This is a genomic window from Dyadobacter tibetensis Y620-1 (genome assembly GCF_000566685.1).
Lineage (GTDB): Bacteria > Bacteroidota > Bacteroidia > Cytophagales > Spirosomataceae > Dyadobacter > Dyadobacter tibetensis.
Genome location: NZ_AZQN01000003.1, coordinates 879,185 through 893,006 on the forward strand (window position 1 = coordinate 879,185; position 13,822 = coordinate 893,006).

The 13,822-nt window shown below is 42.5% G+C and carries 9 protein-coding genes; 5 read left to right on the forward strand and 4 right to left on the reverse strand.

The features are described 5' to 3' along the window. Positions 1-3 precede the first annotated feature (3 nt). Both X939_RS0110710 and X939_RS0110715 read left to right on the forward strand, forming a co-directional pair. Positions 4-3,345 (forward strand): VCBS repeat-containing protein, encoded by a 3,342-nt coding sequence (locus tag X939_RS0110710; RefSeq protein WP_025763258.1) that lies wholly within the window; start codon positions 4-6, stop codon positions 3,343-3,345. Then, entirely contained in the window at positions 3,342-6,716 is a 3,375-nt protein-coding gene (locus X939_RS0110715) for a VCBS repeat-containing protein (RefSeq protein WP_025763259.1), read from the forward strand. Before X939_RS0110710 ends, X939_RS0110715 begins: the two co-directional genes overlap by 4 nt. Before the next feature lie 74 nt (positions 6,717-6,790). Here X939_RS0110715 and X939_RS0110720 read toward each other — a convergent pair whose 3' ends face one another. Further along, positions 6,791-7,579: an SDR family oxidoreductase gene (locus X939_RS0110720; protein WP_025763260.1), complete on the reverse strand. Its 789-nt coding sequence runs from the start codon at positions 7,577-7,579 to the stop codon at positions 6,791-6,793. Positions 7,580-7,599: 20 nt separating this feature from the next. Next, complete coding sequence (locus X939_RS0110725) at positions 7,600-7,812, reverse strand: hypothetical protein (protein WP_025763261.1); 213 nt, start codon at positions 7,810-7,812, stop codon at positions 7,600-7,602. Between the two features lie 20 nt (positions 7,813-7,832). Here X939_RS0110725 and purH point away from each other — a divergent pair, with 20 nt between their 5' ends. The 3 genes from purH (at position 7,833) to X939_RS0110740 (ending at position 12,153) form a co-directional block, all read left to right on the forward strand. Further along, entirely contained in the window at positions 7,833-9,359 is a 1,527-nt protein-coding gene (purH, locus tag X939_RS0110730; protein WP_025763262.1) for a bifunctional phosphoribosylaminoimidazolecarboxamide formyltransferase/IMP cyclohydrolase, read from the forward strand. Positions 9,360-9,555: 196 nt separating this feature from the next. Then, complete coding sequence (locus X939_RS0110735) at positions 9,556-10,320, forward strand: hypothetical protein (RefSeq protein WP_131694816.1); 765 nt, start codon at positions 9,556-9,558, stop codon at positions 10,318-10,320. 210 nt (positions 10,321-10,530) lie between these two features. Further along, the gene (locus tag X939_RS0110740) at positions 10,531-12,153 is read left to right on the forward strand and encodes a sodium:solute symporter family transporter (RefSeq protein ID WP_025763265.1); all 1,623 of its coding nucleotides are present in this window, start codon (positions 10,531-10,533) and stop codon (positions 12,151-12,153) included. Between the two features lie 73 nt (positions 12,154-12,226). Here the strand turns inward: X939_RS0110740 and X939_RS0110745 are convergent, their stop codons facing one another. After that, positions 12,227-12,673 (reverse strand): peptidylprolyl isomerase, encoded by a 447-nt coding sequence (locus X939_RS0110745; protein WP_025763266.1) that lies wholly within the window; start codon positions 12,671-12,673, stop codon positions 12,227-12,229. Positions 12,674-12,804: 131 nt separating this feature from the next. Next, complete coding sequence (locus tag X939_RS0110750) at positions 12,805-13,581, reverse strand: lytic transglycosylase domain-containing protein (RefSeq protein ID WP_025763267.1); 777 nt, start codon at positions 13,579-13,581, stop codon at positions 12,805-12,807. Between the last annotated feature and the right edge of the window lie 241 nt (positions 13,582-13,822).

A 13,822-nucleotide genomic window follows, 5' to 3' on the forward strand; every position in this document is an offset into this window, starting at 1 on the left:
TCAATGCAAAAATTTTGGGAATCAAAGTTTCCATACCCGTGCTACTGGGTATTCCTCATAATAATTCAGATTGGTTGCAAAAAAGATGCTGACAACAAGCGTTTCCAGTTACTGGACCCGGGACAATCCGGGGTGGTATTTGAAAATGTTGTTCGTAATCAGGAAGATTTTAATATTTTCACTTACCGAAATTTCTATAATGGGGGAGGAGTTGCCACAGGAGACATCAATAATGACGGTCTGCCGGATATTTATTTAACGGCCAATATGGGCCCCAATAAACTATTTATCAATAAAGGGAATCTTAAATTCGAAGAGGCTCCTCTAGAGGCCGGGGTTGCCGGTGCCGAGGGTAAGTGGAGTACGGGAGTAGTGATGGTGGATATTAATCATGATAATTGGTTGGATATTTACGTTTGCAATGCAGGGTTCCAAAAAGGTATCGGTCAGGAAAACGAACTTTTTATCAATAATGGAGATGGAACCTTTACAGAAGCTGCTAGGAAATATGGCCTGAACGATAATGGTTATAGCACGCACGCTGCTTTCTTCGATTATGATCTGGACGGTGATTTGGATGTCTATATACTCAATAATAGCTTTATCCCTGTCAATACATTGAACTATGCCAATAATCGGGAATTAAGGGCTAAGGATTGGCCCGTAAAGGATTTTCTGAAGGGCGGAGGGGATAAGTTATTGCAAAATGTGGATGGACATTTTATCGATGTGAGCGAAGAAGCGGGGATATATGGGAGCCTGATTGGTTTTGGACTCGGCGTTACTGTAGGGGACATTAATGACGATCAATTTCCGGATATATATATATCGAACGACTTTTTTGAAAGGGATTATCTCTATATCAACCAGGGAAATGGAAAGTTTTCTGAGGAACTGGAGGCCAGAATTAAACATACCAGCCTGGCTTCGATGGGCGCCGATATGGCCGACATTAATAATGACGGCTATCCGGAACTATTTGCAACAGACATGTTGCCCCGGGATGAATATAGACTGCGAACATCAACATCATTTGAAAATCATTATGTATTTGATTTGAAGCAAGAAAAAGGATTTGCAAGGCAGTATATGCAAAACAGCCTTCAACTGAATAATCAGGATGGCACCTTCAGCGAGATTGCGCATTTCGCTGGAGTGGCGGCTAGTGACTGGAGTTGGGGAGCCCTGATGTTTGATGCGGATAACGACGGCTTAAATGATATCTATGTATGCAATGGAATTTATCATGATGTAATAGATCAGGATTTTATAGATTTTTTTGCTAACGATATTGCCCAGAAAATGGTGGTATCGGGGGAGAAAGCGTCTATGCAGGAAATTGTCAATAAAATGCCGTCCACGCCCATCCCCAATGTTTTTTTTCATAATGTCGGCAGCAATAAATTTGTTGAAAAGGCGGAAGACTTTGGCTTTGGGGCCAAAACGTTTTCTAATGGCGCTGCCTATGCAGATTTGGACAATGACGGCGATTTGGATTTAGTAATAAATAATGTCAACCAACCCGCTTCTATCTATGAAAATAAGTCAGAAAAAATGGCTAGCCCTGGAAATTACTTCAAAATCCAGCTAACGGGTGATGAAAAAAATACCAAAGCGATTGGTGCCATGGTCAAGCTATATGTTGGCGACCAGGTTTTTAGTAGACAGTTGTTTCCTTCGAAGGGCTTTCAGTCCAGTACCGAATACCCCCTGACTATTGGCTTAGGCGGAGTTCAACGAGTAGATTCACTCCTTGTCATTTGGCCTAATCGAATGGTGACACGACAGAAAAATCCAGCAATAAATAAATTAGTTCAGGTAAACATAAAAGACGCAACGAATCTACAGGATCCTTATTTGGAAGATAGGTCTCATCCATATTTTCAGAAAATTGGTACTGCCTTAGTAAAGCATCAGGAGAATAGCTATGATGATTATTATGGCGAACGTAATATTCCGTACTTACTGTCGCGAGAGGGGCCAAAAGCCGCTATAGGAGACGTGAATCGGGATGGCAGCTCCGACCTTTATATCTGTGGTGCCAAAGGACAAGCCGGCCAATTGTATTTTCAGAAGAATGGTGCTTTTATCAAATCCGATCAACCTATTTTTACCGAACTTGCCGATTTTGAGGATACGGCAGCTTTATTTTTTGATTGCGACAGAGATGGTGATTTAGATCTTATTGTGGGCAGTGGCGGTAATGAAGCTTCCGGCCGAACCCCAGAACTTCCTTCGAGGCTTTATCTTAATGATGGTAAGGGTAATTTTACATTACAGCGTTCCGCTTTACCTCCAAATGCAATGAATACAGCGGTGATAACGGCTCATGACTATGATGGTGATGGCGACCTAGATCTTTTTATTGGTGCCCGCAGCGTGCCAAAAGAATATGGCTCTACTCCTAAGAGCGTAATTTATAATAATAATGGTCAGGGCATTTTCAAAGATGTCAGCAAAAATGTCCTCCCTGAGATTCAGAATATGGGCATGATTCGGGATGCCTTATGGCGGGATATAGATGGCGACGACTTTGAAGAACTGATAGTAGTAGGTGACTGGATGAGTCCGAGGGTATTTAAATATACTACTTCCAAGTTTAAAGAGCTGGAAACTGGATTAGAACAGTATCAGGGATTTTGGGGAAGTGCTCTGGGAATTGATATAGACGGAGATGGGGATCAGGATTTTGTTTTTGGAAATCTTGGAACTAATTTTTCTCTAAAGGCCAGTGAATCAGAACCACTGAAAATTTGGATTAACGACTTCAATTCGAACGGAACCATAGAAAAAGTTCTGACCAAAACAGTGGACACCAAGGATATGCCAGTCCTATTAAAACGAGAACTCACTACTCAATTCCCTTTCCTAAAGAAAAAGAGCCTAAAACACAGTGAATTTGCAACTAAATCAATTACAGATCTTTTCCCGGGTACACTTATAAAAACTTCCAAGTTGAAGTCGGTAAATTATTTAGAATCGGTCCTGGCCATTAATAATGGTAAAGGAAAGTTTGAAATAATACCCCTTCCCGAAATGGTCCAGACCTCCTGTATAAATGCCATCGCTAGTATGGATGTCGACCAGGACGGAAAACAAGATTTGATTTTAGGAGGAAATTTCACTCATTTTATACCGCAGCTCGGTGCGCTGGATGCTAGCGCCGGGCATGTATTAATTAATAAGGGTAAAGGGCAGTTTTTAGTACTGAATTCAAAAGCCAGTGGGTTGCGGCTGGATGGAGATGTGAAACAAATTAACGTAATAGGCATAGGAGGGCAACCTCACTTGATGGGATTGATAAATAATCAGCAGCCTGTCTTATTTAAAAAACAAATGAAATGAATTACTGGCCTTCTAAATCTTTAAATGGCTATCCTGCTGCGATCATATGGATACTGTCTTTGACCGGCCTTCTGCTGACATTTTCAAATTGTAAGCCGAAGGCGGATGCTACACCTGATCTTTTCCGTCTACTGCCAGCTTCGAGTACGGGCATTGATTTCTCCAATAGGCTGACCTCTTCCAAGTCCTTCAATATTTTTTATTATATGTATTTCTATAATGGGGCTGGGATAGGTGCCGCAGATTTCAATAATGATGGGTTAGTAGATTTATTTTTCTCGGCCAATCAGGAGCCAAGCCGGATGTATCTGAACAAAGGAAGTTTGAAATTTGAAGATATTACGGATAAGGCCAATCTGTCCGAAGGCAAGGCCTGGTCCACGGGCGTGTCGGTGATAGATATCAATCAAGATGGCTTAATGGATATATATATCAGCCAGGTTGGTGATTTTGAGAGCATGAAAGGACACAATCTACTCTATGTATGTGAGCGTATTAATTCGGAGGGGATTCCGATATATCGGGAGAAATCCAAGGAATATGGCTTAGACCTCGTAGTCTTTGGAACACAGGCCTTGTTTTTCGATTATGACCTAGATGGCGATTTGGATATGTTTCAGTTGAATCATTCAGTCCATCAAAATGGGACGTTTGGACGTAGAGATCAGTTTTTGAAGACATTCCATCCTATGGCCGGCGATCGACTTTTTGAAAATAAAAATCAAAAATTTGTTGATGTGACGCCCAAGGCGGGAATTCATAGTAACGCTCTGGGATATGGTCTGGGACTTGGAGTGGGAGACGTGAATTTGGACGGTTATCCTGACCTCTATATCGGAAACGATTTCCATGAAAATGATTACCTATACATTAATCAAAAAAATGGCCGGTTTAAGGATGAGTCTGACAGGGCCTTTGGCCATACCAGTCAGTTTTCGATGGGGGTGGATATTGCAGATCTGGATAATGATCTCTTCCCGGAGATTATCTCCCTGGATATGCTACCGGATGACTACGAAATACTGAAAAAATCGGAAGGTGAGGATTCCTATAGTATTTCCCGGTACAAGCTAGAGCAAGGATATAGCCGACAGTACGCCCGAAATAACTTACAACGAAATAATGGGAATGGAACCTATAGTGAAGTGGGTACCTATGCCGGAATACATGCATCCGACTGGTCGTGGGCATCTTTATTTACCGATTTTGATAACGATGGCCTAAAAGACCTGTTTATTTCCAATGGCATACCCAAGCGTATGAATGATATAGACTATATTAAATATGTGTCTAATGATGTGGTTCAGCAAAAGATTAATGATCGGAATTTCGATGAAAATGACCCCGGACTTGCCGATAAGCTTCCCGAGATCAAATTAAAAAACAAATTTTTCAGAAATCTTGGCGATTTAAGTTTTGAAGATGTCGAGCTCAAGATAGATGGCAATCAGATATCTTACTCTAACGGTGCTGTTTATGCCGATCTGGATAATGACGGAGATTTGGATTTGGTGACTAATAATATTAATGATCCTGTATTTGTTTATGAAAATTTAGCCAATGAGCAATCGTCACCAAACGATTATCTGCGCATATATCTTCAGGGAGCAAAAGGAAATAGAAATGCTATCGGAGCAAAAATTGTCGTTTATAAAAAAGAAAATGCAGTCTTGCTGTATGAGAAGTTTCCCGTAAGAGGCTTCCTTTCCAGCATGGAAATTCCAGTTCATATTGGTTTAGGTAAAAAACAGGAAGTCGATTCGGTGATGTGTGTCTGGCCCGACCACCGCTATCAGATGATCTATTCCGATGGCCTTAACGATTCCATCTCCATTAGTTATAATAGTCAACTTCCAATATTGGATTATGATCAATTACGTCCTGAATTAAATCAAAGCGTAAGCCATCCAACTTATAAGGATATTGCAGGCAAACTAGGACTTCATGCCACACATAAAGAAAATAATTTCGTAGAGTTTGATAGAAACTCTTTAATACCGTTTGAGACCACGGCCGATGGCCCTGCTTTAGCAGTAGGTGATTTTAATAAGGATGGCTTGGAAGATGTCTTTCTAGGGTCTTCTAAAAAGACACAGAGCCGTTTATTTATACAAAATAGCTTAGGCCAGTTTGAAGAATCTTTTCAGGCCGCTCTACGCCAGGATTCGACCTATGAAGAGATTGACGCCCAATGGTTGGATGCGAATGGAGATGGCTACTTGGATCTGGTTGTGGCAACAGGGGGTAACGAGTTTTTTAATCGATCGGAATATCAGCAACCAAGACTCTACCTCAATGACAGACGGGGTGGGCTGGCAGTAAAAGATAATGCATTTGAGAATATTTATGTCACGGCTTCTTGTGTCAAAGTGTGCGATTTTACGGGGGACGGGAAGCCCGATTTATTCATTGGCGGAAGATCTGAACCACTGAATTATGGTGACCGACCTAAATCCTATCTTTTGGCTAATAATGGTGATGGCACATTTAGCGATGTGACTGAACAATATGCCAAAACATTAAAAAGTATAGGCTTTGTCAGAGATGCCGAATGGGTGGATATGAATTCTGATGGGAATAAAGACCTCGTAGTCGCCCTGGAATGGGACGGTATCTATGTTTTTACCAATCAAAAGAAAAGTTTTGTACCAAGTCAACTTACCGATAAGAAGGGATGGTGGAACTTTATATACCCAGTCGATTTGGATGGGGATGGAGATATGGATCTACTTTCAGGGAATCTGGGTTTGAACAGTAGATTAAAAGCTAGTAAGGAGCAACCCCTAAGAGTCTATGTGAATGATTATGATAATAATGGAAGAGCAGAGCCTATTCTTACTTACTACCTTAATGGGGTTGAGTCTCTTTTTCCTACGAAAATGGAGTTAGAGAAACAAATACCTTTTATACGAAAAAAATACAGTCGTGCTTCTAAGTTTGCTCAGGCCAATTTTAGAGAAATATTAGGCCCTGATAAAATAAAAGAAGCAGAGGTCAGAGAAGCAAATTATTTCGAGTCTAGTGTATTTATAAATAATGGAAGGGGTTCATTTCAATGTATAGCACTCCCTTTTAAGGGACAGTGGAGCCCCTTGTATGCAGCGGCAGCTCTCGAAGGTAAAAAAGGAGATCTGCCTGATCTGATGGTTATGGGAAATTTTTTTGACAGCAACATTCAAATGGGCCGGTATGATGCCAACTATGGCTCTATACTTCGCAATCGGGGAGGAGGTCATTTTGAAGTTGAGCCCATACCAGGTCTTGTAATAAATGGTCAGGTGAAAAAAATAAGATCAATAATGGTAGGTGGAAAGCGCTTGTTCCTGATTGCTCGAAATAATGGTAATTTGATGGCAATAGAAAGTGAATAATACAAGGTAAGGTCATAATGAGTGCACACCAAAATTAATTTGCATAATCTGCCCCCATTATGCCTGTTAGTAGGTTACAAACTCTCCGTCTTTCCCCCATCCACGGGTAGATTTACCCCGTTGATGCTGGCGGCTGCTGGAGTACAGAGGAAGGCTACTGCTGCCGCTACTTCCTGTGCTTCGCTAAAGCGGCGTATGGGGATACTCTCCGTCATTTCTTGTTCCACCTCGGACAAGGTCTTGTCCTGAGCCTTGCTTCGCATGGTCATTACATTTTCTAACCGGGAGGTTTTGGTGAAACCGGGAAGCACATTATTGGTAGTGATTCCATAGGGACCCAGCTCTATAGACATTGTTTTGGCCCAGCTAGCTACCGCTCCTCTAATGGTATTGGATACCCCAAGGCCTGGAATAGGCTGTTTCACGGAAGTACTCACGATATTCACTATCCGGCCGTAACCTGCCTCTTTCATAAAGGGGATTACCGCCTGAGACAGGATCTGATTGTTGATTACATGCATCTGGAATGTAAGCAGGAATTGATCGACATCGGCCTCTATAATGGGTCCGCCCGACGGGCCTCCCGTGTTATTGATAAGAATATGTACCTCAGGGCAGAGCCGAAGGTAATTGTCTATGGCTTCTTTCACTTCGCCCTTGCGGGAAAAATCGGCTACTACATATCGATGGATTTGCCCTTGTGTACTATCCAAGCGTTCTACTGTCTGGCGTAGGGCATCCTCATTGCGGGCGATAAGGGTGACATTAGCCCCTAGTAGCGCCAGCTCCATGGCGGTCGCTCTGCCTATTCCCTGCGTGCTTCCGCAGACTATGGCTGTTTTACTTTTAAGGTTTAAATCCATATGTATTTATTGTTTTAGTTCTATATTGATAAGTCCCCATTTCCTGCTATAAATAGGGTATATTCCCTGATACTATCGTTGTTGAAAAGAACTGTTCCACCGCCACTGGCCGGTGTTGTATGTCTTTTGTCTAATTTTCGGTTATATTTGCGGTTTATTTTTAATATTGACAGGGAATCCGCATTTCTGGCTGTCCCGCCAGTCGTCCAGCGACTGCTCGATTCGTAAAACATAATATTACATAATTTTTACCATGTCCAAAAAAATACAATCCGCGCTTATCTCTGTATACTATAAGGATGGGCTTGAGCCATTGGTTCGTATCTTGCATCAAAACGATGTAAAGCTCTATTCAACTGGGGGTACCCAAACCTTTATTGAGAATCTGGGTATTCCGGTAACTGCTGCTGAGGAGCTAACAGGCTATCCATCTATTTTTGGCGGACGGGTAAAGACTTTACACCCTGCTATTATGGGAGGGATCTTGTATCGTCGCGACGATGCCGGAGACGTAGCTCAAGCCGAGCAATATAATATTCCAGCCATCGATATGGTGGTTGTGGACTTATACCCCTTCGAAGAAACCGTGGCATCAGGTGCTTCTGAAGAAGATATTATTGAAAAAATTGATATTGGTGGAATCTCTCTCATCCGCGCTACTGCAAAAAATTTCAAAGATACCCTGATCGTTTCTTCTCGTAGCCAATATGCCGAAGTCGTAGAGCTACTGGCTAACAAAGCGGCCAGCACAGACCTGGAAGACCGCCGTTTATTCGCGGGTAAGGCCTTTGGCGTTTCGGCTCAGTACGACGGCGCCATCAATAGCTTCTTCCTAGGACGTGAAGATGCGGCCTTATATGGGTTCACCGGCTTGCCCGCTCAAACGCTGCGCTATGGTGAAAACCCGCACCAGAAAGCTACATATTACGGAGACCTTGAAGCAATATTTGAAAAATTGCATGGAAAAGAGCTTTCTTATAATAACCTAGTCGATGTAGATGCCTGTGTGAGTCTGATAGACGAATTTATAGGTGCAGAGCCTACTTTCGCCATCATCAAGCATACCAATGCCTGTGGTATTGCTACGGCTTCTACTGCCAAGCAAGCTTATGATAACGCCCTGGCCTGCGATCCGGTTTCGGCTTTTGGAGGTGTGGTAATCACCAATGCGAAAGTCGATTTGGCTACTGCAGAAGAGTTGAACAAGCTATTTATGGAAATTCTGATAGCTCCTGCTTACGATGCCGATGCCCTGGAACTTTTGAAGTCCAAGAAGAATAGAATTCTGCTGAAGCGTAATCCACAGCAATTGCCTGCCGTAATGTTCAAAACTTTATTGAACGGTGTATTGCTTCAGGATAAGGACCTGGTAACTGAAATAGCCGAAGGTTTTACGACTGTAACTACCAAATCACCGTCGCCTGCCGAAATTAGCGCTCTGGAGTTTGCCCTTAAAATTTGTAAGCATACCAAATCTAATACCATTGTTCTGGCCAAAGAAAATCAGCTCTTGGCCAGCGGAACCGGGCAGACTTCCCGTGTAGACGCTCTTCGTCAGGCTATAGATAAGGCCAAAGCCTTTGGCTTCGATCTTAATGGTGCTGTGATGGCTTCCGATGCCTTCTTTCCGTTCCCTGACTGTGTTGAGATCGCTCACCTGGCTGGTATAACTGCTGTGGTTCAGCCCGGAGGATCCATTCGTGACAAGGATTCTATTGCCTACTGCGACAACCACGGTATATCCATGGTAACGACAGGGGTGCGCCATTTTAAACACTGAAAAGTAGATAGGTAGGCGCAGCCCTTTCTATAGAACCCACCAGGCACTTACTCCATTGGAGCAGGTGCCTGGTTTTTTTTATTCGTCCAAAGAAGCTCTTATCGCGGATATTTCTACTTTTTTGCGATTGCCTATCTCAAATTTATTACGAACCCCTTATCTTTCCCTTTTAGAGTCATTAAATGTGAGGCCATTTTTGAAAACAGTTCGGTATATATTGCTCGCTTTGGGCCTGATCTGGGGAAGTTTATTTTTTCTTTACCCTCAAATCCTTTATACACATACCCTATATTTTTCCAGTTTGCAGCGAGTGGGCGAAAGAATATATATCAGTGAACATTTAGATGCCAGTCAGTATCGACAAATATCCGATCTGGTACTCCAGGCTGAAAATAGAATAGCGAATCTGTACGGCTCCGTTAGCTCCAGCCCCCGGATTATTATCTGTGGTACCGATGCCGAGTATCGAAAGTATTGCAATAGCAATGTCGGAGCGGGTTGTAGTGTAGGAACGCCCTGGGGAATTGATTTCGTCGTGGTGCATTTTCAAGGTATCAACACCGATGTACTGAGCCACGAGATGAGCCATATCGAATTATTGCAACGCTTGGGGTGGTGGACCGTTTTATCTGATATTCCTCAATGGTTTAATGAAGGTGTAGCCCTAATGGTGGACAGACGCTTTGTGAGCAGCACACACCCACGCAGACGTGCCCGAGGCTATGCAGAGGAATACAGCCGATATGCGGGCAAATACGCAGAAGATTTGAGCCTGAAGGAGCTGGAAGGTATGGAAGCTTTCAGCGGTGGTGATCCCGATCGTGTGTTATTTGCCTATATGATGGCCGGTAAAGAAGTCTCGAGCTGGCTTCTGAGTACTCAGAACCAAGGGTTACGCATTTTGATCGATTCGGTCAATAAGGGAGAGCGTTTCAATCAGGCCTATAGATTGCGGCCATGAAAAATTGATCGTGGGTAGGAGCACACCTATTGGAGGGGCTAGATGATCTTATTTTGATAATTGTGTCATATTGGCACAATATCTTAAAAAAATCAAAAAACAATCTTATTCTTTTTAATTTTGACTTGCACAATTTTCTTAAAATACTGTACCTTTCGGATCGGAACCTATTATTATTCATCCACCACTTAACCTTTATAAGGATTTGAGATGCAACAATTACAATTATTAGACTACGTCATTTTCTTTGTTTATTTCATCATCGTAGCCGTTTACGGATACTGGATTTATAACAGAAAGAAAGCCTCTTCAGAGTCCACTAAGGACTTTTTTCTTGCCGAAGGGTCCCTCACCTGGTGGGCTATCGGGGCCTCCTTAATCGCTTCTAATATTTCTGCCGAGCAGTTTATAGGCATGTCCGGAAACGGATTCACCATGGGATTAGCCATTTCTACCTACGAATGGATGGCGGCAGCAACTTTGATCGTTGTAGCGGTTTTTTTCATGCCTATCTATTTGAAAAACAAGATTTGGACCATGCCTCAGTTTCTTACTCAGCGCTATAACAAGCAGGTAAGTTTGATTATGGCCATCTTCTGGCTTGGTCTGTATATTATGGTGAACCTAACCTCAATCCTTTATTTGGGAGCCCTGGCGGTATCAGGAATCTCTGGTTTGAACTTCTGGTTCTGCATGTGGGCGCTTGCAGCTTTCGCCATCATCATTACGATAGGTGGAATGAAGGTGATAGGTTATACGGATGTTATACAAGTGTTTTTCTTGATAATAGGTGGATTAGCGACTTCTTATCTGGCATTAAATCTGGTTGCGGGAGATGCGGGCATTACCGTAGGAGGAATGATGGATGGCTTCAAACAAATGAAAGCCAATCATGACGATCACTTTCATATGATATTTAAAGAGGGGAATCAATTTTACTCTCAATTGCCGGGTTTAACAGTTCTGTTTGGTGGGATGTGGATTGTGAATCTAAACTATTGGGGCTGTAATCAATACATCACCCAAAGAGCATTGGGAGCCGACCTGCCCACTGCCCGTAAGGGACTTTTATTTGCTGCCGCCTTAAAGCTTCTTATGCCCGCGTTAGTAGTAATTCCTGGTATTGCCGCCTATGCATTATACAGCAAAGGGATGTTTGTAAATGAACTTACTGAGAATGGAGAAATCGTTGCGGATAAAGCCTATCCTGTTTTGCTTAGTCTCTTGCCAATGGGGCTAAAAGGATTATCATTCGCCGCATTGACTGCCGCCGTAGTAGCCTCCTTAGCCGGGAAAGCCAATTCTATTTCTACCATTTTTACCCTCGATATTTTTAAGGAGTATTTCGGAAAAAATAAATCGGAAGAGCAATTGGTTAGAATTGGTCGGATCGTGATTGTGATCTCCATGTTGCTGGCTATCGTCGTTTCTCCTTATATGGGAATCGATAAAAAAGGTGGTTTCCAGTTTATTCAGGAGATGACCGGACTGGTATCGCCAGGGGTTTTTGCGGCCTTTATCATGGGATTCTTCTGGAAACGAACCAATTCTGCCGGAGCTTTATTTGCAATTGTTGGAGGGTTTATCCTGGCTTTAGGTATGCATAACAACTGGTTGCCGGGAGCCGATTGGTCTCAAATCCCATTCTTAGACCGCATGGGCTGGGTATTTTTGATCTGCGTGGTTGTGATGTTTATTCTAGGTTTCCTACTTCCCGATGAGAAAAAGGGTCTGGAGATCGATGTAAGCATGTTCAAGGTGGATACCACCTTTGCCGTAGGAGCCGCTATCGTTCTTTTGATTATTGTAATGTTGTATACCAATTTCTGGTAATCCGACATCTTAGATACCTAAAAAAGCCTGCTTTCTATTATGGAAGCAGGCTTTTTTAGGTATTAACTATAGCTTAAGCTACTGTATCTTCGATAATAGTGATCTTCTGGATCTTATCGCCCTGTCTGATCAGGTCCACAGTATCAACACCTTCCACAACTTTTCCGAAGCAGGTGTGGTTGCCATCCAGGTGGGCAGTGTTATTACGGCTATGGCAGATGAAAAATTGTGATCCACCCGTATTCCGGCCAGCATGGGCCATAGATAATACGCCACGATCGTGATGTTGTTTACCTCCCGTAAGTTCACAATCGATTTTGTAGCCCGGTCCTCCACGACCTGTTCCGGTGGGGTCACCACCCTGAACCATAAAGTCGGGAATGACTCTATGGAAAATCAATCCATCGTAGAATCCTTTTTTAGAAAGTTCTACGAAATTTTTGACAGTATTGGGAGTCTCTTCATCGTAAAATTCGATGAGCATGGTTCCCTTGTCCGTAACCATTTCTGCCTTAGTCATCTCGTAATTAGTATTGTTTGTAATAATAAAAATAAATATCCATACCCTAAGGATATGGATATTTAACAGCAAAGAAAGCAAGATGTTTCCTTTTTTACGCTTTTATCTATAAATAATCGGAGGTTTCCGGATCATGAATCGATTCCGGCCTTGATGCTAACCGTTTTGGCAGCGTTCTTCTGATCCAGATCGATCTTTGCCAACTGTTCTACGATGGCTCCACTTCCCCATTCTCGGCTGCGTTCGGGGTTTGAAAACCACTCCTTCACCGCGATCAATTTGTATAAATAGCGATTGGTTTCGGAGTTGAGTTTAAGACGATAATAGTCATTCTTTTTTTGAGCCTTCATCACACTTTTAATATGACTGGGACCCGCATTATAGGCGGCAGCTACCAGTGTCCATGACCCCAACTGCTTGTGCAGTCGTACCAAATATTTGGCGGCAGCATGGGTGGATTTAATCAGGTGCCTCCTGTCGTCTATACTATCATTTACTACCAGGCCGAGAGAGCGTGCCGTCGATGGCATAAACTGCCAATATCCTCCAGCACCTTTGTGGGAAGTGGCTTCGTTACTCATTGCACTCTCTATAATGGGAATATACTTGAAATCGGCTGGTACTCCGTACTTCTTTAGGATGGGTTCTATTACCTTCATCCTCTTTTCTGTCCTAGTCATCAAATTACGAAACGATGGATTGTCGTAATTTCTGATGGTGTTTTGATACTTCTTCGCGATTTGTAGCTCCTTAACTGGGATGGCTTCGCCACAAAAATCAATCGCTAAAAGATCTGAATTGAACTCTTCTACTGTAATAGTCAATTCTTTCTTTTCTACCTTCTTGGTCCGAAAGGAGTAAGCTCCTAACATTGAAATCGCAAAGGCGATAAAGATAAATCTGATCATTCATTTTTTGGTTCGTGAAACATATTACCCACCAGCCCTTGAAGGCTGACTTGGCGACAAAGATAACGCTATTAGTATTAATAATGTTTCATTATTGTCTAAAAACTTGAAATACAGTCGATTGTAGTGTTGTTAATTTGTACTAATTTGATATTTTATAATTTGGCGATTTTTGGGTTTGACTTAAAAAAATGGCCGATTTTGAAATGTAGAGGCAATTTTCGTTGGAGCATATAATACT

Coding starts and splice junctions, on each gene's coding strand:
- X939_RS0110710 (WP_025763258.1), top strand. CDS start 4: ATGCAAAAATTTTGGGAATCAAAGTTTCCATACCCGTGCTACTGGGTA.
- X939_RS0110715 (WP_025763259.1), top strand. CDS start 3,342: ATGAATTACTGGCCTTCTAAATCTTTAAATGGCTATCCTGCTGCGATC.
- X939_RS0110720 (WP_025763260.1), bottom strand. CDS start 7,579: ATGGATTTAAACCTTAAAAGTAAAACAGCCATAGTCTGCGGAAGCACG.
- X939_RS0110725 (WP_025763261.1), bottom strand. CDS start 7,812: ATGTTTTACGAATCGAGCAGTCGCTGGACGACTGGCGGGACAGCCAGA.
- purH (WP_025763262.1), top strand. CDS start 7,833: ATGTCCAAAAAAATACAATCCGCGCTTATCTCTGTATACTATAAGGAT.
- X939_RS0110740 (WP_025763265.1), top strand. CDS start 10,531: ATGCAACAATTACAATTATTAGACTACGTCATTTTCTTTGTTTATTTC.
- X939_RS0110745 (WP_025763266.1), bottom strand. CDS start 12,673: ATGACTAAGGCAGAAATGGTTACGGACAAGGGAACCATGCTCATCGAA.
- X939_RS0110750 (WP_025763267.1), bottom strand. CDS start 13,581: ATGATCAGATTTATCTTTATCGCCTTTGCGATTTCAATGTTAGGAGCT.